At 67.9% G+C, this 26,519-nt stretch carries 14 protein-coding genes and 3 pseudogenes; 8 read left to right on the forward strand and 9 right to left on the reverse strand.

Going from position 1 to position 26,519, the window contains the following annotated elements; genetic code table 11:
- Nucleotides 1–2: 2 nt before the first annotated feature.
- A complete protein-coding gene (locus JK359_RS25065) occupies nt 3–770 on the forward strand; it encodes a DUF3159 domain-containing protein (protein WP_201839946.1) in 768 nt (255 codons plus the stop codon).
- 103 nt (nt 771–873) lie between these two features.
- On the opposite strand, the gene JK359_RS25070 is transcribed toward JK359_RS25065, so the two are convergent.
- Together JK359_RS25070 and JK359_RS25075 are read right to left on the reverse strand one after the other, a co-directional pair.
- The gene (locus JK359_RS25070) at nt 874–1,545 is read right to left on the reverse strand and encodes a potassium channel family protein (RefSeq protein WP_201839947.1); all 672 of its coding nucleotides are present in this window, start codon (nt 1,543–1,545) and stop codon (nt 874–876) included.
- The gene (locus tag JK359_RS25075; protein ID WP_201839948.1) at nt 1,545–2,216 is read right to left on the reverse strand and encodes a potassium channel family protein; all 672 of its coding nucleotides are present in this window, start codon (nt 2,214–2,216) and stop codon (nt 1,545–1,547) included. Before JK359_RS25075 ends, JK359_RS25070 begins: the two co-directional genes overlap by 1 nt.
- Before the next feature lie 374 nt (nt 2,217–2,590).
- On the opposite strand from JK359_RS25075, the gene JK359_RS25080 reads away from it, so the two are divergent.
- The 6 genes and pseudogenes from JK359_RS25080 to JK359_RS25105 all read left to right on the forward strand — a co-directional run bounded on the left by JK359_RS25080 (nt 2,591) and on the right by JK359_RS25105 (nt 19,374).
- Complete coding sequence (locus tag JK359_RS25080) at nt 2,591–4,642, forward strand: APC family permease (protein WP_201839949.1); 2,052 nt, start codon at nt 2,591–2,593, stop codon at nt 4,640–4,642.
- A 149-nt stretch (nt 4,643–4,791) separates the two neighbouring features.
- Nucleotides 4,792–6,120: a class I SAM-dependent RNA methyltransferase gene (locus JK359_RS25085; protein ID WP_201839950.1), complete on the forward strand. Its 1,329-nt coding sequence runs from the start codon at nt 4,792–4,794 to the stop codon at nt 6,118–6,120.
- 563 nt (nt 6,121–6,683) lie between these two features.
- A pseudogene (locus JK359_RS40540) lies at nt 6,684–7,111 on the forward strand (transposase); the annotation flags it as partial.
- A gap of 659 nt (nt 7,112–7,770) precedes the next feature.
- On the forward strand, nt 7,771–11,838 hold the full coding sequence (locus JK359_RS25095; RefSeq protein ID WP_307788269.1) for a LamG-like jellyroll fold domain-containing protein: 4,068 nt from the start codon (nt 7,771–7,773) through the stop codon (nt 11,836–11,838).
- 193 nt (nt 11,839–12,031) lie between these two features.
- The gene (locus JK359_RS25100; protein WP_236678412.1) at nt 12,032–18,883 is read left to right on the forward strand and encodes an HNH/ENDO VII family nuclease; all 6,852 of its coding nucleotides are present in this window, start codon (nt 12,032–12,034) and stop codon (nt 18,881–18,883) included.
- Entirely contained in the window at nt 18,880–19,374 is a 495-nt protein-coding gene (locus JK359_RS25105) for an SMI1/KNR4 family protein (RefSeq protein ID WP_201839955.1), read from the forward strand. Before JK359_RS25100 ends, JK359_RS25105 begins: the two co-directional genes overlap by 4 nt.
- Before the next feature lie 88 nt (nt 19,375–19,462).
- On the opposite strand, the pseudogene JK359_RS25110 reads toward JK359_RS25105, so the two are convergent.
- The 7 genes and pseudogenes from JK359_RS25110 to JK359_RS25135 all read right to left on the reverse strand — a co-directional run bounded on the left by JK359_RS25110 (nt 19,463) and on the right by JK359_RS25135 (nt 25,292).
- Nucleotides 19,463–20,745 (reverse strand): annotated as a pseudogene (locus JK359_RS25110) (tyrosine-type recombinase/integrase).
- Nucleotides 20,745–20,970 (reverse strand): annotated as a pseudogene (locus JK359_RS39320) (helix-turn-helix domain-containing protein). The pseudogenes JK359_RS25110 and JK359_RS39320 overlap by 1 nt, the downstream one beginning before the upstream one ends.
- Nucleotides 20,970–22,415: a replication initiator gene (locus JK359_RS25115; RefSeq protein ID WP_201839958.1), complete on the reverse strand. Its 1,446-nt coding sequence runs from the start codon at nt 22,413–22,415 to the stop codon at nt 20,970–20,972. Before JK359_RS25115 ends, JK359_RS39320 begins: the two are co-directional and overlap by 1 nt.
- A gap of 147 nt (nt 22,416–22,562) precedes the next feature.
- Nucleotides 22,563–23,294, reverse strand: a complete 732-nt coding sequence (locus JK359_RS25120; protein WP_201839961.1) for a DUF2637 domain-containing protein — start codon at nt 23,292–23,294, stop codon at nt 22,563–22,565.
- 39 nt (nt 23,295–23,333) lie between these two features.
- Nucleotides 23,334–24,749 (reverse strand): FtsK/SpoIIIE domain-containing protein, encoded by a 1,416-nt coding sequence (locus JK359_RS25125; protein ID WP_201839964.1) that lies wholly within the window; start codon nt 24,747–24,749, stop codon nt 23,334–23,336.
- A 1-nt stretch (nt 24,750) separates the two neighbouring features.
- Nucleotides 24,751–24,942, reverse strand: coding sequence for a hypothetical protein (locus tag JK359_RS25130; RefSeq protein WP_201839967.1), 192 nt, complete (start codon nt 24,940–24,942; stop codon nt 24,751–24,753).
- On the reverse strand, nt 24,939–25,292 hold the full coding sequence (locus JK359_RS25135; RefSeq protein WP_201839970.1) for an SCO3933 family regulatory protein: 354 nt from the start codon (nt 25,290–25,292) through the stop codon (nt 24,939–24,941). Before JK359_RS25135 ends, JK359_RS25130 begins: the two co-directional genes overlap by 4 nt.
- Nucleotides 25,293–25,471: 179 nt before the next feature.
- Here JK359_RS25135 and JK359_RS25140 point away from each other — a divergent pair, with 179 nt between their 5' ends.
- Complete coding sequence (locus tag JK359_RS25140) at nt 25,472–26,341, forward strand: winged helix-turn-helix domain-containing protein (RefSeq protein ID WP_201839972.1); 870 nt, start codon at nt 25,472–25,474, stop codon at nt 26,339–26,341.
- Nucleotides 26,342–26,519 lie beyond the last annotated feature (178 nt).

The raw sequence follows: 26,519 nt of genomic DNA on the forward strand, positions 1-26,519 counted from the left end.
CGGTGACGTCCCTCGACAAGCCGACCCAAGACGCCGGCCAGACCCCGCCCCATGACGCCCGCGCGGTGACCGAGGCCGCGCTGTTCGAGGCGTTCGGCGGAGTGCGCGGCATGGTCGAGACGGTCGTGCCGGGCCTGCTCTTCGTCGCGATCTTCACGGTCAAGAAGGACCTGCACGTCTCCGCGATCGCCGCGCTGGCCGTGTCCCTGATCCTGGTCGTGGTCCGGCTGGCCATGAAGGACACCGTCAAGCACGCCTTCAGCGGTGTCTTCGGCGTCGCCTTCGGCGTGGCGTTCGCGATGTTCACCGGCGACGCCAAGAACTTCTACCTCCCCGGCATGCTGTACACGCTGGGCATGGCGCTGGCCTACATCATCACGACCCTGGCCGGCGTGCCCCTGATCGGCCTCATCCTCGGCCCGATCTTCAAGGAGAACCTCTCCTGGCGTACCCGCAACCCCGGCCGCAAGAAGGCGTACGCCAAGGCCAGCTGGGCCTGGGGCCTGATCCTGCTCGCCAAGTGCGCGATCCTCTTCCCGCTGTACTGGTGGGCCGACACCACCCAGCTCGGCTGGGTCCTGGTCACGCTGAAGATCCCGCCGTTCCTGCTGGCGGTCTGGCTGACGTGGGTCTTCCTCGCCAAGGCTCCGGCGCCCATCGACGTGTTCGCGGAGATGGAGGCCGAGGAGCAGGCGGAGGAGGAGCGCAAGGCCGCGCTGGCCGCCGAGGGCGGCGACGCGACCGGCGGACGGCACCGCCGGGAGACCTGAGCAGCCGTCGTACCAAGGTGAGCAGCCGTCGTACGACGGTGAGCAGCCGTCGTACGACGAAGAAGGGCGCCCCCGTTGCCGAGGGCGCCCTTCTTCCGTGCGGTCAGGCCTGTTCGCGCCGTACCGACAGCAGCTCCTCCAGCTGCTCCTCCCGGGCCTGCGCGGCCACGAAGAGCAGCTCGTCGCCCGCCTCGAGGGAGTCGTCCTTGGTGGGGGTCAGGACCCGGGTGCCGCGGATGATGGTGACCAGGGAGGTGTCCTGCGGCCATTCCACGTCGCCGACCTGGGTACCGGCCAGGGCCGACTCCTCGGGCAGGGTCAGCTCGACCAGGTTGGCGTCGCCGTGGCTGAAGCGGAGCAGCCGGACCAGGTCGCCGACGCTCACCGCCTCCTCGACCAGGGCGGACATCAGACGCGGTGTGGAGACGGCCACGTCGACGCCCCAGGCCTCGTTGAACAGCCACTCGTTCTTGGGGTTGTTCACCCGGGCCACGACGCGCGGAACGCCGTACTCCGTCTTGGCGAGCAGCGAGACGACCAGGTTGACCTTGTCGTCGCCGGTCGCGGCGATGACGACGTTGCAGCGCTGCAGCGCCGCCTCGTCCAGGGAGGTGATCTCACAGGCGTCGGCGAGCAGCCACTCCGCCTGCGGGACGCGCTCCACCGAGATGGCGGTCGGCGCCTTGTCGATCAGCAGGACCTCGTGGCCGTTCTCCAGCAGCTCGCCCGCGATCGAGCGGCCGACGGCGCCGGCTCCGGCAATGGCGACCCTCATCAGTGACCGCCCTCCTCTTCCGGGCCACCGGCGAACGCCGCCTCGACCTTGTCCACGTCGTCCGACCGCATCATCACGTGCACGAGGTCGCCCTCCTGCAGCACCGTCTGGGAGGTGGGCAGGATCGCCTCACCCAGGCGGGTCAGGAACGCCACCCGGACGCCCGTCTCCTCCTGCAGCTTGCTGATCTTGTGGCCCACCCACTTCGCCGAGGCGTGCACCTCGGCGAGCTGTACCCCACCGGTGGGGTCGCGCCACAGCGGCTCGGCCCCGGAGGGGAGCAGGCGGCGCAGCATCTGGTCGGCGGTCCAGCGGACCGTCGCCACGGTGGGAATGCCCAGGCGCTGGTAGACCTCGGCGCGGCGCGGGTCGTAGATGCGGGCGGCCACGTTCTCCACGCCGAACATCTCGCGGGCCACGCGCGCGGAGATGATGTTGGAGTTGTCACCGCTGGAGACGGCGGCGAAGGCGCCGGCCTCCTCGATGCCCGCCTCGCGCAGGGTGTCCTGGTCGAAGCCGACCCCGGTGACCCGGCGTCCCCCGAATCCCGGGCCGAGCCGGCGGAAGGCGGTGGGGTCCTGGTCGATCACGGCGACCGTGTGTCCCTGTTGCTCCAGGGTCTGGGCAAGAGCGGAACCCACTCTTCCGCAGCCCATGATGACGATGTGCACGACCGTCCTTCCGGTGTCCAAAAGTTGCTGCTGAGCATCAGGGTCTCAGACCGACGCCCAAAGCTACACACGGGCGCCGCGCGGAGGGCACCCCTGTGTCCGGGGCGGCGGCGGGGGCCGTCGGCGAGTGATGCTGCGCACGCTGCACAGGGTCAGGATTCCGAGGACACCGAGGGCGAGCACCGCCCCGATCAGCTCCGCGGTCGCGGGCATGGAACCTCCGAAGTGCGATGACAGGCGGGGTTTGCCATCTAGGCACGGAGGGCACACCAACCACGGATTCCGCAGTTCCGTGCGGCGTCGTTTTCACTCGTGAGGCATATACAGCCCGCCGGGTGGGCGGCTGCCAGTTCGAAGGCTTACGATCCTCTCTCGTGTCCAAACTGACCGACGTGCCCAAACGGATCCTGATCGGGCGCGCACTGCGCAGTGACCGGCTGGGCGAGACGCTCCTGCCGAAGCGCATCGCACTGCCCGTCTTCGCTTCCGACCCGCTGTCCTCTGTCGCCTACGCGCCGGGGGAGGTCCTGCTGGTCCTGTCCATCGCGGGCGTGTCGGCGTACCACTTCAGTCCGTGGATCGCCGTCGCGGTCGTGGTGCTGATGTTCACCGTGGTCGCCTCCTACCGGCAGAACGTGCACGCCTACCCGAGCGGCGGTGGTGACTACGAGGTCGCCACCACCAACCTGGGCCCGAAGGCCGGCCTGACCGTCGCCAGCGCCCTCCTCGTGGACTACGTGCTCACCGTCGCCGTCTCGATCGCCTCCGGCATCGAGAACCTCGGCTCGGCGGTCCCCTTCGTGGTCGAGCACAAGGTGCTCTGCGCCACCGCCGTGATCGTCCTGCTCACCCTGATGAACCTGCGTGGCGTGAAGGAGTCGGGCAAGCTCTTCGCGATCCCGACGTACGTGTTCGTCGGCGGCGTCTTCATCATGATCGCCTGGGGCGCCTTCCGGGGCCTGGTCCTCGGCGACACCATGAGCGCCCCCACCGCCGACTACCACATCAAGGCCGAGCACCAGGGCCTCGCGGGGTTCGCGCTCGTCTTCCTGCTGCTGCGTGCCTTCTCCTCCGGCTGTGCGGCCCTCACCGGCGTCGAGGCGATCTCCAACGGCGTCCCCGCCTTTCGCAAGCCCAAGTCCAAGAACGCGGCGACCACGCTCGCGCTGATGGGCCTGCTCGCCGTCACGATGTTCTGCGGCATCATCGCCCTCGCGATGGTGACGAAGGTCCGGATGGCCGAGCACCCGGCCACCGACCTGATCCACAACGGCAGCCCCGTAGGCTCCGGCTACGTCCAGAACCCGGTGATCTCACAGGTCGCCGAGGCGGTCTTCGGCAAGGGCAGCTTCCTGTTCATCCTGCTCGCCGCCGCCACCGCCCTGGTCCTGTTCCTGGCCGCCAACACGGCGTACAACGGCTTCCCTCTGCTCGGCTCGATCCTCGCCCAGGACCGCTACCTGCCGCGTCAGCTGCACACCCGCGGCGACCGGCTCGCCTTCTCCAACGGCATCGTGCTGCTCGCCGGCGCGGCGACGCTGCTGGTGTTCATCTACGGCGCGGACTCCACCCGGCTGATCCAGCTCTACATCGTCGGCGTGTTCGTGTCCTTCACGCTCAGCCAGACCGGCATGGTCCGGCACTGGAACCGCCACCTCGCCGTCGAGAAGGACCAGGCCAAGCGCCGCCACATGATCCGCTCCCGCGCGATCAACGCCTTCGGTGCCTTCTTCACCGGCCTGGTGCTCGTCGTCGTCCTGGTCACCAAGTTCACGCACGGCGCCTGGGTGGCCCTGCTCGGCATGTGCATCTTCTACGCGACGATGACCGCGATCCGGAAGCACTACGACCGCGTCGCCGAGGAGATCGCCGCGCCGGAGGGACCGCCGAGCGACGACCTGGTCCGCCCGTCCCGGGTCCACTCCGTCGTCCTGATCTCCAAGATCCACCGTCCGACGCTGCGCGCCCTGGCCTACGCCAAGCTGATGCGCTCGGACACGCTGGAGGCGCTGACGGTCAACGTCGACCCGGCCGAGACGAAGGCGTTGCGCGAGGAGTGGGAGCGGCGCGGCATCGACGTACCGCTCAAGGTCCTCGACTCGCCGTACCGCGAGGTCACCCGCCCGGTGATCGAGTACGTCAAGAGCCTGCGCAAGGAGTCCCCGCGCGACGCGGTCTCCGTGATCATCCCCGAGTACGTGGTCGGCCACTGGTACGAGCACCTGCTGCACAACCAGAGCGCCCTGCGCCTGAAGGGCCGCCTGCTCTTCACCCCCGGCGTGATGGTCACCTCCGTCCCCTACCAGCTCCAGTCCTCCGAGGCGGCCAAGGTGCGGGCCCGCAAGCGCCAGGAGTGGAACGCACCGGGCGCCGTCCGCCGCGGCCCGGCGCAGGAGCGGGCGAAGGAGCCGTCCGCCAAGGAGTGAGGAGCCGTCCGCCGAGGAGCGGGGCGGATGCCTGCGGCGGATCGGGGCGGGGCGGGAAGGCCGTAGACTGGTGGGCTGTTGTCGGGCCCACCCGTGTGCGGGCTTCCCGTCGCCGTTCCTCGCGTCCTCTTCGATCTGGAGCCCCCACCATGCAGGCAGAACCGACCAAGTCTCTGGTGGGCGAGGAGTACGAGGTCGAGATCGGCCCCGTCGCCCACGGCGGCCACTGCATCGCCCGTACCGCCGAGGGTCAGGTGCTGTTCGTGCGGCACGCGCTGCCCGGCGAGCGGGTGGTGGCCCGGGTGACCGAGGGCGAGGAGGGCGCGCGCTACCTGCGCGCCGACGCGGTGCAGATCCTGGAGGCGTCCAAGGACCGCATCGAGGCTCCCTGCCCCTTCGCCGGCCCCGGCCGCTGCGGCGGCTGCGACTGGCAGCACGCCAAGCCGGGCGCTCAGCGCCGTCTGAAGGGCGAGGTGATCGCCGAGCAGCTCAAGCGGCTCGCGGGCCTGACGCCCGAGGAGGCCGGCTGGGACGGCACGGTGGTCCCCGCGGAGGGCGACAAGCTGCCCGCCGGGCAGGTCCCGCAGTGGCGCACCCGCGTGCAGTACGCGGTGGACGCCGACGGCAACGCCGGACTGCGCCGCCACCGCTCGCACGAGGTCGAACCGATCGACCACTGCATGATCGCCGCCCCCGGCGTCAGCGAACTGGGCATCGAGGACCGGGACTGGGCGGGGATGGCGTCCGTCGAGGCGATCGCCGCGACCGGCTCCCAGGACCGCATGGTGATCCTGGAGCCGCGGCCCGGCGCGCGTCTGCCCCTGGTCGAACTCGACCGGCCCGTCTCCGTGATGCGCGTCGACGAGAAGGACGGCGGCATCCACCGCGTCCACGGCCGCGCGTTCGTCCGCGAGCGCGCCGACGACCACACCTACCGCGTCGGCAGCGGCGGTTTCTGGCAGGTCCACCCGAAGGCGGCCGACACCCTGGTGAAGGCGGTCATGCAGGGCCTGCTGCCCCGGAAGGGCGAGATGGCCCTCGACCTCTACTGCGGCGTGGGCCTCTTCGCCGGCGCCCTCGCCGACCGCCTCGGCGAGAAGGGCGCGGTCCTCGGCATCGAGTCCGGCAAGCGGGCGGTGGAGGACGCTCGGCACAACCTGGCCGACTTCCCGCGGGTCCGCATCGAGCAGGGCAAGGTCGAGTCGGTCCTGCCGCGCACCGGCATCACCGAGGTCGACCTCATCGTCCTCGACCCCCCGCGCGCGGGTGCGGGCCGCCAGACCGTCCAGCACCTCTCCTCCCTCGGCGCCCGCCGCATCGCCTACGTCGCCTGTGACCCCGCCGCGCTGGCACGGGACCTGGGCTACTTCCGGGACGGCGGCTACCGGGTGCGGACGCTCCGGGCGTTCGATCTGTTTCCGATGACGTCGCACGTGGAGTGCGTGGCTATTTTGGAGCCTGCCGCGAAAAACCTTTGACCTGCTCGTTCTCTGCTTTCTGAGGTTCCGGGGGAGGCGGTCCGACCTGTTTTCACGGGTGCACCGCGTGGAGCGTCTTGCGTGCTTCCCCGACGTCTCTCGCCTGCGGCTTCGCGCAGCAGTGCGGGTTGTGGTGCACTTGGCCCGCGCCCTCAGAACGGGCGGCTGGGGCAACGCCTTGACGCTCGCTCGACGCTGCTCCTGGCGGATCGTCACGTCGCTCGCCAGGCCAGTTGTCGAGTGCGAGCCGAGGATTCTGGCCAGCGCCCGCGATAACCTCGGTGGTTACCGGTGGGCTGTTGCGGCGCACGAGGTACCACGATGAGACGGTCAGGAGACGTGCCCCGAAGGCGGCGGGGGGGGGTCCGATGATCTTGCGGCGGCGACTACGTGAGAGTGACGTCGCCGTAACCGGCCAGCGAATCGACGAGTTCGCCGACCCCGCCCGTCAGCTTCGGGGGCCTGCCAGAGCATGCTGGGGAGAAGACGAACCGTCGGGGCGGGCGATGCTTACGGCTGCCTGCATCTGTTCAGTGGTCCACTCGCTGAAGCCCGCTCCTTACGGGGCTGTGGCCGCCATCCGCACCGTTTTCCTCGGCGCGGCCTGGCAAGAGTGCCGGCTTCACTTCATCCGAGGCGTCTTCTCGATGATGGAAAAGGTTCCGCGGAAATGGTCACGGCGATCACCGCACCATCTTCGCGCAGGCCACCGCCGAGGCCATCCGTACTCTGCTGGACGTGGTGGCTGATACGGAGGGTAGTTCATGCTGCAGGACGCTGCGATGGTCATCACCGCGTTCGCCGGACTTCCTCCGGCCCGCTGGAAGAATTTCTGGTCCACCAACCTGCTGGGTGGCCGAATCGGGGGATCAAGCTGCGGGGCGACGTCGTCCAGGCTTTCACTAACCCCGCGGTCATGGACCGGCTGGCCGCTGCGGTCCCGGCCGAGCTCCATGACGAATGGCAGGTCTTCGACCGCCGCTACCTCTCCTAAGGCTCCATGGCCGAACTTCTCAACCCCAAACTGACTGGGGGTGACCGTGGCTTGGCCCACCGAAACCGAATCAGCTCGACCAGTGCCGATACCACTCGGTGGCACCTGATCCCCTCGCTGCCACACATCGACCCGAGGCCGCGCCTCGCGGACTCGATCTCCGGCTCAGAGGGCGGACTAGAACGCCAGGGCGGATCAGGGCTTTATGTGGCCGGTTTCCTGGTGGTGGGGATGCGATTCTGGCCAGTGGCCGTCAGGACAGAATCACCATTCTGTGGCCCACGTCACTGGTTGATCTGAGCCTCTTTGCATTCTCCGGGGTGCGATGTCCGTTTCAGGAGGCCTAGACCTCCCCCTGAACGCATGTTTACCGTCATGTGCACGATCTGTAAGAGGTCGGTCACATGGGGGCAGGGTCTGGGGAGGCCCTGTGGGGAGGGTGTGTCATGCCTGCGGGAAGACGATGGTGGGTTGCCGGAGCGGTCTGTGCCGCAGTGGGGTTGGGCCTTCTCCCATCAACGAATGCGGTGGGGGCCACGGGCAGTAGCGCATCGGTGGGCCAGGCGTCGGACTTCTCGACTGCGGGGGATACCGAGTCAGACGCTGCTGCCACTGAGGCGGAGGCGATGGCCCGGGCCAAGAGGTCGGGCCATCCTGTGGAGATCACCTCCCTGAGGGGCGAGAGCAGCGAGGTCTTCGCCAATCCGGACGGCAGACTCCAGGCACGCGAGCACCTTCGCCCCGTTCGGGCACGCGTGGACGGTGTGTGGAAGGCCATCGACACCGACCTGGCACAGACGAGCGGCGGGATGGTCGCACCGAAGGTCACCACCATCGGCCTGGAGTTCTCCGGCGGCGGTGACGTCCCGATGGTCAGGATGACGAAGGCGGGACGGGAGCTGGCCCTGTCGTGGCCGGGAAAGCTGCCCACTCCGCAGCTCCAGGGGGACACCGCGACCTACCCCAACGTCCTGCCGGGCGTTGACCTGCGGTTGGGGGCACAGCAGGACGGCTTTACTCAACTCCTGGTCGTGAAGTCGGCCGAAGCCGCTTCCAGCAAGGAACTGGCCGAACTGCGCCTGAAGCTGGATGCCGACGGCATGGACGTGAAGGAGACCAGCGCCGGCGGCCTGCAGGCCGTGGACCAGGGCGCCGGTGGTCCGGTGTTCGAGGCGGCGCAGCCGCTGATGTGGGACTCAAGCACAGGTGCCTCGACGCAGAAGACAGCCACCACAAAGCCTTTGACGGCGCCGAAGGCGACGACAGCCTCCGGCGATGACGCGGAACCTGCCGCGGTGGAGTCAGGCAAGCTGGCACCGGTCGGCGTGGAGGTTCCGGCAGCCCAGAATGAACTGGTACTGACACCGGACGCCGAGGTCCTCCGCGGTAAGGACACGGTGTATCCGGTGTTCATCGACCCGAAGTGGGACGCACCCAAGGCCACTGCGTGGACGGTGGCGTCGAAGTACTGGGCGTCGTCTCCCCAGTGGAAGTTCAACGGTGACCCGGACGCCGGCATGGGATACTGCGGCTGGTACTACTGCAAGCCCTACGACACGAAGCGGCTCTTCTACCAGATTCCGGTCTCGAAGTACGCCGGCACGGACATCCTCTCGGCGGAGTTCACTGTCCGCAACACGTGGTCGGCCTCCTGCAGCGCGCGAGGCGTGCAGCTGTGGCGGACGAAAGGCATCTCGTCCTCGACGACGTGGAACTCTCAGAGTGAGTCAGGCTTCTGGATCGACCATCTGGCGACCGACTCGTTCGCCTACGGATTCGAGGGATGCGCGGCCAAGGACGCCGAGTTCAATGTGAAGTCGGCCGTGCAGCAGGCCGCCGACAAGAAGTGGTCGACGATGACGTTCGGCCTCCGAGCCAGCGACGAGTCCGACGAGTACGGCTGGAAACGGTTCTCGGACGACGCCTATCTGCGAGTGACGTACAACCGGCCGCCGTCACAGATCAAGATGTCCAAGCTGCGGATGGATTACGGCGGCACGTGCAAGAAGCCGTCGGACGCGCCGCGGGTGCGCACCCTGGGCCAGATCCACGCGGACGAAGTCACGGATCCCGACGGTGAGCAGGTCGCCGTTCAGTTCCAGGCGAAGTGGGATGCCGGGGACGGCAAGGGCGTGATCGCCCGCTGGAAGCCGCCCCTGACCAAGTTCAAGAGATCGGGTTCTGACTTCGCGGTCTCACTGCCCTCATCGATCCCAGCCAGCAAAACGGTGAACTGGTACGTACGCTCCTATGACGGAGCTCAGTACTCGCCGTGGTCGTATACCGCAGGCGCGACCGGCTGCTACTTCGTCTACGACACGTCTGTGCCCAAGGCCCCGACGATCTCGTCCGGCGAGTTCCCGGCCTCGGACCCCGAGAACCCTGACGATCCGTGGTTCGACGGCGTAGGCAAGTACGGGTCCTTCGAACTCAAGGGCGCCAACAGCGATGTGGTCAAGTACTCCTTCGGCGTCAATGAGGACCCCTCGTCGAAGAACACCCTGACGACGGCGGGTGGAGCAGCGAAGATCGCGAAGATTCTTCCCTCCAAGCCGGGGCTGAACTTCGTAACCGCCAAGGCGTTCGACGCGGCCGGCAACGCCAGTGAGATCCGCACATATGCCTTTCGGGTCAAGGCCGGGCAGCCGGAGCGCGGGATGTGGCAAATGGACGACGCCGCCAGTGCGTCAGCGGTGCAGGGGACGGCCCCGGCACGCACCGTGGAACTGGGTGGCGGTGCCACGCCGCATGTGGCCGGGGCCAAGGGAACGGCGGTGTCGTTCGACGGTGTGGACGACTACGCGGCCACCGACATCCCTGTCATCGACACCGCCGGCAGCTTCTCCGTCTCGGCCTGGGTCAACCTCACGGCCGTCCCCGACCATGCGGCCGTCGCGGTGACCCAACCCGGCAACAACTCGCCCGGCTTTGAGGTCTACTACTCCGCTGGCTACGACCGGTGGGTGTTCAGCCAGCACACCTCCGACACGCCTGATGCGAGCAGCGTCAAAGCCATGCCCGCCACCGGCGGCGGTGTCAAAGCCGGCGAATGGACCCACCTCGTGGGCACCTACAGCTCCGGCAGTGATGAACTGAAGCTGTACATCAACAACCGGCTCGCGGGCACCGCAACCTACAGTTCCCCGTGGGACGCACGGCGTGGCCTGCAGTTCGGTGCGGCAAGCCTCAACGGGAGCAGGACGAACTTCTTCCCCGGTGCGATCGACGAGGTGCAGATCTTCGACAAGCCGCTGTCGGCTGCCGAGGTGACCCAGCTGTACGGTAAATCGTCCCTTACCGTGGGCCGTCCCGCACGAGCGGCGTTCCCGATGGACGAGGCGGCCGACGCCACCCAGCTGACTGGCAGGGCAGAGGTACCGGACGCCACCCTCATGAACGGGGCCAAGCCCGGGCAGCCAGGAATCGCCAGCAAGTCGCTGACACTGGACGGAGTCGACGACTACGCCACCACAGGTCGGCCGGTCCTGAACAACCAGAGCAGCTTCGCCATCTCAGCCTGGGCCAAACTGCCCAAGACCAAACCCGACCACGCGGCCGTCGTCGCCACCCAGGCGGGCGCCCACCGCGCGGGCCTGGAGCTGTACTACTCCACAGCGTTCGACCGGTGGGTGGTCAGCGAGTACGCGGCCGACTCCGCGGACGCCACTCCGGTCCGTGCCATGCAAGCCGACGGACAGACCGCCTACGGCGACACGTGGTCGCACCTGGTCGGGGTGCACGACACGGTCGCCAACAAGCTGATCCTGTACGTCAACGGCATCAAGGCCGGGGAGACAGACCTGCAGGCGAACTGGTACGCGGGCGGCCCGGTCCAGATCGGCGCAGGCTCCTACGACGGCCAGCCCGGCTCCTTCTTCCCCGGTCAGATCGACGACGTTCGGCTCTTCGACCGGCCTACGTCCGCCCAGGAGGTTCAGCAGCTGTTCAGGCAGCGACCGCTGGTCAAGGGACGTTGGACATTCGAGAAGGCGTCCGGTTCGCCGCTCGCGACTCCTGACGCCTCCGCCTGGTCCAACGACATGACCCTCTACGGTGATGCCAAGCTTGGTGCAGGCTGGGTCGACGGCGCAGTGAGCCTCGACGGCGTCAACGACTACGGAGTGACCTCCGCCGTTCCGGTGGACACCAGTAGCAGCTTCACCGTGACCGCATGGGCCCAGGCGGCAGCGATCCCCACCAAGGGTGTGACCGTCCTCAGTGTCCCCGGAACCACGAAGAACGCCTTCACGGTCCGCTACCAGCCCAGCGACACACCAGGCTCCGACCCCGGCCGATGGCGGATCGTGATGGCCTCGACGGACACCAGCAGTGCCACCGTTACCCAGGTCGACAACAGCCAGTTCTTCAGCCCCACTGAATGGACGCACCTGGCCCTGGTCTACGACGGCTTCTCCAAGCACCTGACGCTGTACGTCAACGGTGAACCGGAAGTGGTCGCCTGCAAGGACAACGACAGCGACGGGGACGCCGATGGTCCCACCTGCACGGACAAGTTCTCCTGGGCGGATGACGTCCTAGCGTTCAAGTCGGCGCAGCCCATGCAACTCGGCCGGGCCAAGACCGGAGCAAGCACCTGGGGAGAGTACTGGCCGGGCGCTGTCTCCGACATGTGGGCCTTCCAGGGCGCGCTGACGGACGCGCAGGTCGAGCTGCTGGCCGTTGGACAGCCCGGGATGCCAACCGACGTCCCCGGCGTCGACTGATCAGCCCAGCGGAACCCCACCCGCAAGGCTCGCCAGGCTCATTTCCCGGCTTGGCATTCACACTTCCGCCCCACCGTGCGCCCGGCACACACGCGGGTCACCGCAGCGAAGGACGAAGGACACGATGAACGGCAGATCGAGCAGGCGCTTCGCGAGACTCCGGCGGCGCCTCGCACTGGCCTCGGCCACGGTCATGGTCGGCACGCTCCTGCAGGGAGTGACGCAGTCGGCTCTCGCTGCGGACAACGGCAAGGGGCGGCCCGCTCTGCCCGATTCCGAGCGACCGGTCGCCACCACCACAGGCAAGGTCAAACCTCGCACTTTGATGAAGGGGCCGCGGACCCCGAAGGCAGTGCCCGATGCCGCTTGGCCCAAGGCAGCAACCACGGTGCTGCACATTCTCTCAGCCGACGCAAAGAGTCCCACGGCATCCGTCCCTGCCAAGGGTCTGCCGCTGACACTCGACACCCAGGGCGCGGCGCGGAAGAACCCCTTCCGCGGGGACATCGAGGCCCGCCTGCTCAGCCACAAAACGGCGCAGAAAGCAGGCATCGACGGCCTGCTGCTCACCCTGAAGACCAAGAGCAGAGGGAAGGCCGGGCAGGCAGGCCGTGTCCAGGCCCACCTCGACTACTCCGGCTTCGCCGACGCCTACGGCGGCGGCTACGCCTCCCGTCTCACTCTGGTCGAGCTGCCCGCCTGCGCACTCACCACACCGGACAAGGCCGCTTGCCGCTCCACCAAGCCGGTCGCAGCAGTCAATGACGCCGAGAAACAGATCCTGACCGCGCAGGACGTCAGCCTGAAAGCCGGCTCCGCCACAGTGCTCGCAGCCGTATCGGGTTCGCAAAGTACCCAGAGCGACTACAAGGCAACATCGCTCTCTCCATCAGCAACGTGGAGCACAAGCCTCAACACCGGTGAGTTCACCTGGTCCTACGACATGCCGGCCCCGGAGGTTCCCGGCGGATTGGCCCCGAAGGTGGGCCTGTCCTACTCCTCCGGATCCGTCGACGGCCGTACAGCCAACACCAACAACCAGGCGTCGTGGGCGGGGGACGGCTTCGAGCTGTGGTCCGGCTACATCGAACGCCGCTACAAGCCATGCTCCGACGACGGCGTCAAGCACGCGGATGGCAGTAAGCCCGCCGACCTGTGCTGGGGCTACGACAACGCCTTCATCACCTTCAACGGCAAGGGCGGCGAACTCGTCCCCAGCGGCAAGGACTCCTGGAAGCTCAAGAACGACGACGGCACGAAGATCGACCACCTGACCTCCAGCGACCGCAGCAACGGCGATGACAACAACGAGTACTGGCGGCTCACCACACCGGACGGCACCAAGTACTACTTCGGCTACAACCGGCTGCCTGGCTGGGCCGACGGCAAGGAAACCACCGACTCCACCTGGACCGTCCCGGTCTTCGGCGACGACACCGACGAGCCCTGCCACGCCGCCACCTTCGCCGACTCCTACTGCCAGCAGGCATGGCGGTGGAACCTCGACTATGCGGTCGACGCGCACGGCAACGCCATCGCCTACTACTACGACAAGGAAACCAACTCCTACGGCCGCAACCTGGAGGCCAAGGACAACACCCGCTATGTACGCGGCGGCACCCTGGACCGCATCGAATACGGGCTGAAGTCCTCATCCGTGTACGGCACCAAGGCTCTGGCCAAGGTCGACTTCACCAGCAGCGAGCGCTGTCTGCCCGATGACCACACCACGTGCTCGGACATCTCCACCGACGCCTTCTACTGGTACGACACGCCGTGGGACCTGAACTGCGACTCAGGCAAGGATTGCGACCAGGGCCGCTTCGCGCCGGTGTTCTTCACCCGCAAGCGTCTCACCGAAGTCACCACCCAGATCTGGAACGGCAGCTCCTACCACGACGTCGACTCCTGGAAGATGGCCCACCGCTGGGGGATGTCCGACACCGACTACCAACTGCTGCTCGACTCCGTTCAGCACACCGGGCGCAGCGCCGATCCGGCGATCACCCTGCCCAAGACCACCTTCGCCTACACCCAGCTGGCCAACCGGCTGGACAAGACCGGCGACGGCTACCCCCCATTCGTCAAGGAGCGCCTGTCCGCCGTCGCCGACGAGTTCGGCGGCCAGATCGACGTCAACTACTCGGTACCCGCCTGCGACTGGGACGCACTGCCCACGCCCGAGACCAACACCACCCGCTGCTTCCCCCAGTACATCGGCGGCAGCTCGACCGACGACCCTGAGCGGAAGTGGTTCAACAAATACGTTGTCACTTCCGTCACCGCCACCGACCGCACAGGTGGTGCGCCGGACCAGGTCACTAGCTACGACTACCTCGACGGCGCCGCCTGGCACTACGACGATGACGACGGCCTGACCAAGGGGAAGTCCAAGACCTGGTCCCAGTGGCGCGGCTACGGACATGTCCGGGTACGCACCGGCGGCCAGGGCGACGCCTCAGCGATGAAGAGCCAGCAGGACAGCTACTTCCTGCGCGGCATGGACGGCGACAGGAAAGACACCAGCGGCGGCACCAAGACCGTCACCGTCACACTCGACGACGGCGAAGGCGACCCGATCACCGACGAGCAATCGGCGGCCGGTTTCACGTACAGGACGGTCACCTACTCCGGCCCCGGCGGCAAGACCCTCGCCAAGACCGTGAGCAGGCCCTGGTACCACGAGACGGCCAAGAAGGTAAGGGACTGGGGGACCGTCACCGCTAACTTCATCGGCACCTCCAGCTCCAAGACCTGGACCTCCCTGGACAACGGCGCCGGCACTTCCTGGCGCACCACGTCCACGGCCACGACCTACGACACCGTCGCCGGGCGCGCCACCCAGGTGGACGACTTCGGTGACAGCAGCACCAAGGACGACAACACCTGCACCCGCACGACGTACGCCACCAACGCCACGGCCAACATCCTCACCCTCCCCGCCCGCGTCGAGACGGTGGCCAAGTCCTGCTCCGACACGGTCAGCCGACCGGACGACGTGATCTCCGACGTACGCACGGCCTACGACGGCGCCGCCTATGACGCAGCCCCGAGCAAGGGCGATGCGACGAACACCGCGGTGCTCAAGCAGTACGAGGGCACAACGGCCGTCTACCTGGAGTCCGGCACCTCCTATGACGACTACGGACGCCAGCGCACCAAAACCGACCTGACCGCAGACGTCAAGGTCAACGCCGCCGGAACCCTCACGCGCACCACGCGCTCCGACGGCCGGACCACCACCACCGCCCCGGACCCCACCACCGGCTTCGCGACCAAGGTCAGCGTCACCACACCGCCGGCCAAGACAGGTGACGCCACCACCGCTCAGACCACGAGCGTTACGTACGACATCCTGCGCAACCTGCCGAAGACCCAGACCGACACCAACGGCAAGGTGACCAACTTCGCCTACGACGCTCTGGGGCGCTCCACCAAGGTGTGGCTCGCCGACCGGCTCACCGGACAGACACCGACCTACGAGTTCACCTACACCACCAGCGACAGCAAGCCGGTCGCGATCGCTACCAGGACACTCGGCAACAACGGCGAGCAGCTGACCTCCTACGCCCTCTACGACGGCTTCCTCCGCCCGCGCCAGACCCAGGACCCCGGCCCGAACGGCGGCAGCCTCCTGGCCGACACCTTCTACGACGAACGCGGCCAGGTCGCGAAGGAATTCGCGACGTACTACTCGGCCAAGCCGCCGACAACCGTCCTGGCCAAACCGGAAGACGCCCTCGACGTCGAGACCCAGAACCGCTACACCTACGACGGCCTCGGCCGGCAGACCGAAGCCAAACAGATCGCCGGCAACGGCGACGGCGGAACCGTGCTGTCCACGACCAGGACCATCTACAACGGTGACCGCACCACCGTGATCCCGCCCGAGGGCGGCACCGCCACCACCACCCTCATCGACGCGCGAGGCCACACCACGGCACTGCGCCAGCTCCACGCCCACAACATCGACGCCGCCTACGACACCACCACCTACGACTACACACCCCGCGGCGAACTGAAGAAGGTCACCGACCCCGCCGGCAACAACTGGACGTACACCTACGACCTGCTCGGCCGCCAGATCAAAACGACCGACCCCGACAAGGGCACCACCCTCAGCACCTACGACGACCGCGGCCAGCTGACCACCACCGACGACGCCCGCCCGGACGCCCCCGACGACAACCGCCCGGACACGCCGAGCCTGTGGTACGGCTACGACAACCTCGGCCGCAAGACCGAGGTAAGAGAGAAGTCCCCCACCGGCACCCTGCGCGCCAAGTGGGTGTACGACACCGTCACCAACGCCAAGGGCCAGCTCGCCGAAGCCACTCGATACGACGGCACCAACGCCTACACCAGCAAGATCGTCGCCTACGACAACCTCTACCGGCCGCTACGCACCTCGATCACCATCCCGGCCGCAGAAAAGGAACTGGCCGGCACCTACCTCTCGACAACGTCATACAAGACATCGGGGCTCACAGCCGGCATCGGCTACCCCAAGGCCGGCGCACTGCCCGCGGCAACCGTCGCCTACACCTACGACGACGCCACCCTGCGCCCCACCGTCCTCGACGGCAGCCAGGGAATCAAGGCGACCACCAGCTACAGCCTCACCGGCAAGCCCCTCCAGTACGAACTGTCCAACAGCGGCGGCAAGAAGACCTGGGCCACCAACACCTACGAATGGGGCACCCAGCGCCTGGCCACCTCCCGCGTGGACCGCGAGAACATCGCCGGCGTCGACCAGAGCAACACCTACCACTACGACGAAACGGGCAACGTCCTATCCGTGTCGGACGTCTCCCGCGACGGCACAGACACCCAGTGCTTCACCTACGACTACCTGCGTCGCCTGACTGAAGCCTGGGCCCAGAACACCACCACCTGCGCCACCACCCCCAGCGGCAGCGTCCTGGGCGGCCCCGCGCCCTACTGGCAGTCCTACACCTACGACCTGGTCGGCAACCGTCGCACCGAGACCCTGCATGACCTCACGGGCGACACCTCCAAGGACACCAAGCGGACCTACGCCTACCCCGATCCCGGCAAGGCCCTGCCGCACGCCCTGTCCTCGGTGACCACCACTAATCCCAGCAGGACGGTTCAGGACAGCTACACGTACGACGAAGCCGGCAACACCGCCACCCACACCCTCAACGGGGACAGCCAGAACCTCACCTGGGACCCGGAGGGCCACCTCGCCAAGGTGACCGCCGCCGGCAAGACAACCGAGTACCTGTACGACCCGGACGGCAACCGGCTCATAGCCCGCACACCCACCGAAACCACCCTCTACCTCGGCGCGACCGAGCTCACCCTGCCCAAGGGCAGCACGACCACCAAGGTCACGCGCTACTTCGACCTGGGCGGTGGCAACCAGGCCGTCCAGCAGAACGACGGCACCATCTCCTTTACGCTCGCCGACCACCACGGCACCGCCCAACTCGCCGTCGCAGCGGACACTCAGAAACTCACCCAGCGCCGCACCCTGCCGTTCGGCGGCAACCGGGGAACCAAGCCGACTGCCTGGCCCGGTACCAAGGGCTTCGTCGGAGGCACCGACGACACGAAAGACACCGGCCTCACCCACCTGGGCGCCCGCGAATACGACCAGACGACCGGCCGATTCATCAGCGTCGACCCGCTCATGGCCCCGGCCGACCCGCAAAGCCTGAACGCCTACGCCTACGCCAACAACAACCCCGCCACCCTGAGCGACCCCACCGGCCTCTGCCATCCCGACCAGTGCGGCATCGGCGTGCCACGGGGGAATGTGGTGGGCGGTGACAGCGGAACTATCACCAAGGCGCCACGGGGAGCGGGCGGAGTAGGCGGTCCCAGGTACAGCGGGGCGGGATACACAGATTCGCTGCCGGCTGCGGCCAATGGCGACTCAAACAACATGGTGAAGATCCACAATGAGTGGCACGTCAAGCTCTACCCGGGCGTCTACTTCCCCGCCGACAACCCTCATCTCGAAGAAGTCGCGAAAAGATTCAACCACCGGGTCGCCTATGAGTGTGGCGACGACTACGACTGCATGGTGGGAGACGGTCTCGCCGAATACACGCGAGTCAAGGCGAAAATGTACTCCTGTGATTCAGATTGGGATTGCGGGAAAGACTGGTTCAACCCGACCGACTTGATGGCTGCTGGAGTGAACGCAGGCCTGGTCGGAGGTAACGGTCAAGCCGGCCGGGTGGCAGGCCGGGGGGCCCGGCGAGGCGCGTCGGCTGAAGGCGGCCCGTGCAGTTTCGACCCCGACACCCTCGTCCTTCTCACAGACGGCAAATCCAAGCCCATCAACAAGGTGAAGCCGGGCGACCGTGTCGAGAGCGGAGACCCCGAAAGCGGAAAGCACAAGGGCTCACGCAAGGTCGCCGCCGCGTTCGTCAATCATGACGACGACTTGATCGACGTGCAGGTGCAGGACCTCGCCGGGAAGACCCGGACGCTCCGCACCACCTCACTTCACCCCTTCTGGGACGACACCACCCACACCTGGGTACAGGCCGGCAAGCTCAAGCCCGGTCACATGCTCAACACCGCTTCCGACAAGCACGTACGGATCACCGCCGTGAAGGTGCGCGCCGGCTCCGCGGACATGTACAACCTCACCGTCGGCGACCTTCACACGTACTATGTGCTGGCGGGCGAGACTCCGGTCCTGGTTCACAATTCAAACTGCCAATTCTGGTCGCGGACCGACTACAACGGTCAGCGAATTTATCAGCGGGATGACCTGGTGAATCCGAGCTTTGTTTCACCTGCGGACAAGTACGGTCGAAGCAATCTCAAGAGAATGAAGCAGGGCCTCGCCCCGATGGGCCCGGACGGCAAGCCGATGAACCTCCATCACATGCTCCAGACGCAGGACGGGCCGATTGCCGAGGTGACACACTCGATGCACTTCGGGAACTACAATCAGCTGCACTGGAAGGCGGGCACCAAGATCCCCAGTGGAATCGATCGAGATGCCTTCAACGCCTGGAAATCCCAGTACTGGAAGGACCGAGCGGCAGGATTTGGTGGATGATGAACGCTGTCGAGGCGAGTGAGCGACTGATCGAGCTGGTTCGCGGGAACGATGACATCGCGAACCACGCTGACGGCTGTGACGCAGGGATGATGGCAGCCGCCGAGAGTGATCTGGGTGTGGCCTTCCCTCCCTCGTACCGTCGCCTGATCGAAGAATTCGGGACCTGGGATATCGCTGGTGAGGAATTCCTCGGCGTGTATCAGACACCCGCAATGGGGCTGAAACTGTTGGGTTCCGTTGCGGAAACTCTGGATGCACGCAATCAGTATGGGATGCCATCCGATCTGATCGCTGTGATGTTCGATGGAATGGGTGGCCTGGTTGTCCTCGATTCGTCTCTCGTGGATAAGGAAGGTGAGTACCCCGTCCTCGTTTGGAATCCCGGCGTTGTGGACCGTGAGAGCATGGAGAGGCTCGGGGATGATTTCGGGTCATTTGCTTTCGCCCTGTGTCAGCGAGCCGTAACACGCTGGCGGGAATCTGACTGAAGCCGAAAGTCAGGTGAATAGCGAGAAGCCTCGCCAGAGTTTTCTGGCGAGGCTCCTGCGGTTCTTGACGGCAACGCTGACGGCAACGTCAGCGGACGACCGCTGCGGCGGGTGGGTTGTCAGGGTCGTCGTCCTGGCCGCCGAGTGCATGGCCCAGGGCGTCGATGGCTTGGCGCTGGAGGCGGAGTCGGACGTGGGCGTAGACGCCGGCGGTGACGCCGATGTGTGCGTGGCCGAGGAGTTCCTTGATCACGACGAGGTCGACGCCCTACCCAGGAGCAGGGTCGCAGTCGAGTGCCGGAGATCGTGAAAGCGGATGCTGCGGAGCCCTGCCCGGCTGAGGAGTCGGCCGAAGCGGCGGGTCAGGTTGGTGGGGTCGAGGGCGGTGCCCGTAGCGGTGGGGAAGACCAGCCCGCTGTCCGTCCAGTTGGTTCCGGCGTCCTGGCGTTCTTCCTGCTGGCGTTCCCGGTGGCTCTTGAGGGAGTGGATGCACTCGGTCGGGAGGGCGATGCGGCGTTCGGAGGCACGGGTCTTGGTGTGCAGGGTGGTCAGGCCGCCGGTGGGCGTGCGCTGGAGGGAGCGGTGGATGCTGGCCGTGCCGCCGTCGAGGTCGAGGTCTTCCCAGCGCAGGCCGAGGAGTTCGCCCTTGCGGAGTCCGGTGCGCAGGGCGAGTTCGTACAGCGCGTGCAGCCGGTCACCGCTGGCGGCCTGGAGGAACTGCCGGGCCTCGGCCGCCGTAAGAGGCTGGAAACGTCTCGGGCGGGGCGCGGTGGTCTTTACGTTCCGGGCCACGTTGCGCGGCAGTTCGTCCTCGCGGACGGCGTGCTCCAAGGCCGACTTGAGGACCGAGTGAACGTAGGTCACCGTCAGCGGCGACAGCGTCTTGCCGCAGCACTGACCGACGGCGCAGCACGACCGCCGGGCCGCGTCCCGTTCCTGTGTGCAGCACTGGCAGGTGGTGCGGAGCCCGTCGAGGAAGGCACGTACGTCGCGTGCGGTGAGCCGCGCGAGCTTCTTCTTGCCGAGCCCAGGGATGAGGTGAAGGCGGACGCAGGCCGCGTAGCGGGTGTGCGTGTTCTCGCGGAGCTGGTGTACGGCGACGTTATTCAACCAGTACGTGAGGTAGTCGCCGACGGTGCTGTCGGCCGCAGCGATGGGGAGGCCGCGGTTGCTGGCGGCGATCTTCTCGGTGAGCTTGGCCAGAGCGGCTTTGCGGGTGGTGCCGTAGACACGGACGCGGCGACGGGTGTTGCCGGGGGCGAGGACGTATCCGGCGGCCTCCCAGCGTCCGTCCTTGCGCTGGTAGACGGTCCCGTCGCCGTTGGCGCGGGTACGGGAGCGGCGGGACGGAGTAGGGCGGGGCATGGTCATCAGGCGGCGTCCTGTTCGAGGCGGGTGCGGATGAAGTCGGTCAGGGCGTGGGCGGGGATGCGGCGGGCGCGGCCGAGGGTGATCCGAGGCGAGCTGGCGGGTGCGGAGCAGGTCGTAGACGGCGGAGCGGCCGAGCTGGAGGCGGGCCATCACCTGGGGCACCGTGAGCAGATCCAGCGCCGGTGCCACCTCCGCACAGGGGATGGTGGTCTGGGGCGAGGCCATCAGCAGCCCCCTTCGGCTACGAACTGCCGTTCCAGTTCCCTGCGGTGCCAGACGTGGGCGGCGAGGAGCGCGGCGCCGGGGCTGTAGCCGGTGCCGAGGTAGTCCCAGTGGCCGATGACGAGCGTGGTGTCCGGGTCGGGTTCGGGCAGGCCAGCGTGGGTGCGGGCCTGTTCGGCACGCCAGGAGCGGCGGGCGTCGCGCAGCGCGTCCAGGGTGGTCGAGTAGGAGCGGGACTTGGTGGAGAAGTGGCCCCGGAAGCCGAGCATGTGTGCCCACTTCCAGAGCTTGAGGTGGGCGAACTCCGGCAGGCGGCCCAGTTCCCAGCAGGTGCGGATCATCTGCCGCACGTGCTGGGCGACGGCGAGGCTGGGCAGGGACCGGGCCTGTCCGGTGCCGTCGCATGTGGTGCAGGGGAGTGGGGTTCCGTGGGGCAGGAGGGTGGCTCCGCGTCCCTGGCAGGGGCGGCAGCACAGGGAGCGGTCGAGGGTGCCGGAGGCGTCGGCGGACTTGGTGGCGTACTTCGCCACGTACGCGGCCACGGCCTGATCGGTCAGTTCGGCGTCGGTGCCGAAAGCGGCGATCTCACGTACGTCGAGCTGCTGGCCCCAGCCGAGTTCACGTTCCCCGACCGCGTCGGAGACGACGGAGATGCGAGCGCGGGGTGCGGCGGCCTTGATGGCGTCGGTGAGCACGGCGACGGTGGCGTTCGAGGGTGGGGGTTGGTTGTTGCCGTCGGGGCCGTCGAGTCGGATGACGGCGTGGAAGTGGACCAGGCCGCGTTTCTGGTACTCGGCGACCTTGGCGAAGGAGACCCGCAGGACGGCGCGGGCGGCCTTCTGGGTGAGGCCGAGCCGGGCGGCGAGTTCGCGGCGCAGGTAGGTGGTGAAGCGGGCCCACAGGGCTCCGGCGTGGGCATTGAACAGGACCGCGCCCGCGTAGTCGTACGTCGCCGGGTTCAGCGGCGTACCCAGCAGGGGGTCTGTGGGTTCGTGGAGCTTGCGGCAGCGGCAGGGCCGGATGCCGCCGCCCAGGGTGGCGGGGCGGTTGTGGACGGGGCCGAAGGAAGGTGCAGTGAGGGTGGCGAAGACGCGGGGGTGGGTGCGGACGGTGTCGGGGACGTTCTTGCCGCCGGTCAGGCCGGCGCGGATGAGGTGGTAGGTGTCGGCGGCGTAGAGGCTGGAGCAGGCCGGGCAGCGGGAGGCGCGGCGGTTGCCGCACGCGGTCAGCAGGCTGCCCGTGGACTCGGTGTCGGTGGTGTAGGGGCGCAGGACTTGACCGGTCGTGGTGTCGACGGTGGTGGTGCGGCCGGTGAGGCGGACGGGTTCGGTGCAGCCTCCTAGGCGTTCGATCTGCTGCTGTGCGCGGTCGAAGTCGGGGTGGTTGACCAGGTGGAGCAGGTCCCGCACGGCGGGGCTTGCCACGTGGCGCAGGTCCAGGGTGACCATTGGGGGCGTGTCCCTTCTGTCGGGTGGGCGGCCCCGAGTAGCAACCAGCCAGGGGGAAGGGCGTGTTGATGCTGCTCGGGGCATGACGAACCGGGCCCGGGGCGGGCGAGGGCCAGAGAGCGGTGGTGCGGGTGGTGGGGCCGGGGCTCAGAGTTGAGCGAGGGCAGCGGTGGCGACCGGCAGCGCGACACCCATGCGCTGGCCCAACTGGGCGGCGGTGATGGGCACGTTGTGTTGGGTGCGGTGGGTGTCCGCGATGCGCCGAGCCGCTTCCAGCAGGGCGACAGGCAGGGCCGGGCTGGAAGCGGGCCGAGCTGTCTTGGCGACGACGGACGGAGCGGAGGTCGGAGCTGGAGCGGTCTGCGGTTCCTCGTCAGCGGAGACCGCAGTGACCGGGGTGGGCGTCGGGGGTGTGGGTGCTTCGTCGGGCAACGGTCCGGAGACGGGGGTGGTGGTTTCCTGGTTCTCGGTGGGGTGGGTGAGGGTGTGGAACTGGGTGAGGAAGGCGGGGCCGACGTGTCCCCAGCCGAGCAGCAGGAGCGGGGCGACGGTGTCCAGGCAGGCGCGTCCGTAGCGTCCTGTGAGCAGGGGTTCGGCGGTGTTGAGGGCGAGGGTGAGCAGTCCGCACAGGTGCAGCAGTCGGGTGCCGGCCTTCAGGTCGTGGTCGGGGACGCCGCGCAGGGCGAGGAACCGCAGGGCGACCAGGAGACCGACGACGGACAGGTCCACCATGGGGGCGATCAGCGGCGCGATCGGACGGGGAACGCCGAGCCGCAGGGCGAGCGCCCAGACGTTGCCGAAGGAGAAGACGAAGGCCAGGGCCGAGATGACCGCCATGACAACGGTCACGGTGCGCCGGGTGAACCGTTCCTCCGCCATGCGCGGGACCTCCTCTCAGGGCGTCGGGATCGGGGGCGTTCAGGACTTGCCCAGGGAGACGGACGTACCGTCCGGCCCGTCGTCGTCGGGGTTCGTGTGGCCGGTGGCGTTGAGGAGGGCGTCCAGGCACAGGGCGGGGTCGGCTGTCAGGTGGGAGGTGGCTTCCGCGATACGGGCAGCGTCGGCGTCGGAGACGTACGGGGTGCGGATGCGGGTGAAGCCGGGGCGGCCCTGCATCGCCATCACCGCGACCCCGACATAGGCGGGGTCCTGCAAGGTGACCGGGCTGGCGTCCGGCCAGTTGCGGATGTCGTCGCCCAGCGCGGCCACCGCGGCTTCCACCGTCTTCTGCGCGAATGACAGCCCCACCGGGCACACGTCGCGGATGAACGTCGGAATCGCGTCGCCGGTGGTCTTCTGGCTGATCAGGATGGTCAGGATGCCGACGCTGCGGCCCTTCTTGACCAGGTCCTCCACCAGCCGGGCGTTCTCCGCCGTCAGCGCGGCCAAACGTTTCGTCTCCGCGTCGCTCCCCTTGTACTCGCGGAAGAACGTGTGCGCCTCATCGATGAGCACCACCGTGAGCGGCCACAGCCGCGAGGGGCCGACGTGCCACATGTTCTTCACGCCCAGCACGTCACGGATCACCGACGACCGCCGACGGCGCAGCGCCACCAGGCGCTTGAACAGTGCGTTCGCTTCGTCAAGGTCGTCACCGCAGAACGCGAACATCCGCTTGACCAGGTCCGCGTAGTCGCCCTCTGAGGCCCGCGACACCTTCCCGTCGAAGCCCACGAACTGCACGGCCGCCGACGGCGCGAGGTCACAGACGAACTTGTTGACCCCCGAGGTCTTGCCCGCGCCGGGCGTGCCGGCCACCGTCACCCCGGGCACGTTCGCCAGAGACACGCACACTGGTGCGGCGTACTCGTCCACCCCCAGTTCCCAGCACGCGACATCCTCCGGCGGGAGGCCGGTGGGCTGGTGCTCGGTCGGCGTGGTCAAAGGGTCGGAGCGCACGCCACGGATCACCACCCGACCGGGACCGTCCGGCAGGACCGAGACCCGCGTGCACCGCCAGGCGTCCGCCAGGAACCGCGCCGCCTTCTGGTACTCCTCCAGCCCCACCTGCGGCAGCGTCCTGGCCCGCACGATCACTCCGAACCGGTCCGGCTTGACCTTGATCCTGGGAGTCAGCACCCGAGGCGCGGGGGCGGGACTGTCCTTCTGGGCGGTGAGCTGCGCGAGCAGGCCCGGGGTCTTGTCGGTGACCGTCAGCCCGGCCATCCGCGCCAGGCGCACCCAGCCCCAGCGCACCCGCACGGCCTGCCGCATGCTGACCCGCGTGCCCCGGTCGGCGCGTGCGTAGCGCACCACGACCAGCAGCAGCGTCAGACTGACCAGCACGGCCACGACCAGCAACACCTGCGGCGAGTGATCGGTCAGGTTCTCCACGTCAGTCCCCCTCGGTCGCGCGCATTAGGTGAAGCACGTCGGCCAGGTCGAGCCCGGCCGCGTCCGCCGGGGTCAGGCCGAGCCGGGCGAGCACTCCACCGGACGCGGAGAACGTGGCCTTGCCCTCGGTGCCCGGCAGGGGCCGCAGCGCATGCAGCTCACGCTGCGGCCCCTGGCTGCCGAAGCCGGTCACTGGGCTGCCTCCGCCGTGACCAGTTCGAGGCGGGCGGCGCGGTAGGCGACGCCGTCGGAGAGCTGCCCGTTGAAGATCCGCGCCCACGGGGTGGCGAACAGCTCCACCGGCCGGACCATCGCGCCCGGCTTCAGTCCGGCCGCGAGGCCCGTCTCAGGGACCGTGATCTTCAGTACCTCGGCCCGGCCGTCCTCCATGAGCATCACGGTCACCGTGTACAGCGACGCGCCGGTCTCCCGGTCGGTGGCGACCTCCCCGGTCTGCTGGTCCTTGATCTTCAGCGCAGGGTCGGTGCCCGCGATGCACACCGCCGACGGCAGCAGGGCAACACGGATTCGAGTCATGGCCATGCCATCGCATCCTCGTTCGATGGAGCCGCTTGATCGGCTCGACATGGAGCATAGGGAGATGATCGCTCAACTTGCAAGGTCGATTAGGTCGTGTCCTCGATCAGGCTGGAAGGCGGTCAGCTGGGGAACGCGGGGATGTGCCTGTAGCGCTACGGCTTCCTGGCGATACCGTGGGGGGCATGACCCTGCCCTTGGACGAAGACTCCCGGCCGCCGTATCTCCAGGCCGCCGAGGCCCTGCGGGACGCAATTCTGAACGGCGAGTTCCGTCCCGGCGAGCGCCTGCCCTCGGCCAACGTGCTGCGTGACCGGTTCGGGGTCTCCAGCTCCACCGTCCAGAACGCCCTGCGCGTGCTCAAGCAGGAAGGCTTGGTGTACTCCCAGCTCGGCCGGGGCAGCTACGTCAGCACCTCCGTCGGCGGGAGTGGCGAAGGAGCCGATGGCGACCACGAGGACGCCGACACTGAAGGATCGGACTGGCCGGCCGACGTCATCCGCAACGAAGACGCCCGACCGCCCTACGCCCAGGTCGCCGACATCATCCGCCGAGAGATCCTCGAAGGCACCTACCCTCCGGGCTCCCAGCTCCCCCCGGCACGTGAGATCCAGGAGCGGTTCAAGGTCGCCAACTCCACCGCACAGAACGCCTACCGGCACCTCAAGCAGGCTGGACTCGTGTACGCGGTCAAGGGGCGCGGTGTCTTCGTGCGCCAGGCCCCGGAGTCAGGGAAGCACCACGGACCGATCACGAACTACCTGCTACGAGACGAGATCGCCCGCGAGGCCCGTGCGGCTGCCGCAGAGTTCGCCGACCTCACTGATGACGAGCTGCTGGCACGGGAAGCCGAGCTGGATCAGCGATGGGTCACGATCCGCGAGCAGCACCAGCGAGTCTTCAACGAGCGCCGGAAGGTCAAACGCGAGAAGAGCCGACGCGGCCTGTTCCTGCCACCCCTCCACGACGACGGCACCGAATCGGACGTGTCGCCGAGCCAGAAGCTGGAGACGGCATTGGCCGAGTCGAGGAAGCGTCGACAGCAGCGCCCCTGATCCACAGTCTGGCAGATCGACCAGTGGTGAGCTGTTCAGAGTTTCTTTACTTGATCAAGGGCGTCCCGCTGACGCGGGCCGCCGCGCGCCGGCGGCCGGTGGCCGCCGCCCGCTCCTGTCTACCGCCCCGCTGGCGACGCCCACCGGCCACTCGGCGCGCAGAGCCCGGGAGCATAGG

The organism is Streptomyces actinomycinicus (assembly GCF_016741775.1).
Classification (GTDB): Bacteria; Actinomycetota; Actinomycetes; order Streptomycetales; family Streptomycetaceae; genus Streptomyces; species Streptomyces actinomycinicus.

Coding starts and splice junctions, on each gene's coding strand:
- JK359_RS25105 (WP_201839955.1), top strand. CDS start 18,880: ATGATGAACGCTGTCGAGGCGAGTGAGCGACTGATCGAGCTGGTTCGC.
- JK359_RS25070 (WP_201839947.1), bottom strand. CDS start 1,545: ATGAGGGTCGCCATTGCCGGAGCCGGCGCCGTCGGCCGCTCGATCGCG.
- JK359_RS25100 (WP_236678412.1), top strand. CDS start 12,032: ATGGTCGGCACGCTCCTGCAGGGAGTGACGCAGTCGGCTCTCGCTGCG.
- JK359_RS25085 (WP_201839950.1), top strand. CDS start 4,792: ATGCAGGCAGAACCGACCAAGTCTCTGGTGGGCGAGGAGTACGAGGTC.
- JK359_RS25120 (WP_201839961.1), bottom strand. CDS start 23,294: ATGGCGGAGGAACGGTTCACCCGGCGCACCGTGACCGTTGTCATGGCG.
- JK359_RS25135 (WP_201839970.1), bottom strand. CDS start 25,292: ATGGCCATGACTCGAATCCGTGTTGCCCTGCTGCCGTCGGCGGTGTGC.
- JK359_RS25115 (WP_201839958.1), bottom strand. CDS start 22,415: ATGGTCACCCTGGACCTGCGCCACGTGGCAAGCCCCGCCGTGCGGGAC.
- JK359_RS25140 (WP_201839972.1), top strand. CDS start 25,472: ATGACCCTGCCCTTGGACGAAGACTCCCGGCCGCCGTATCTCCAGGCC.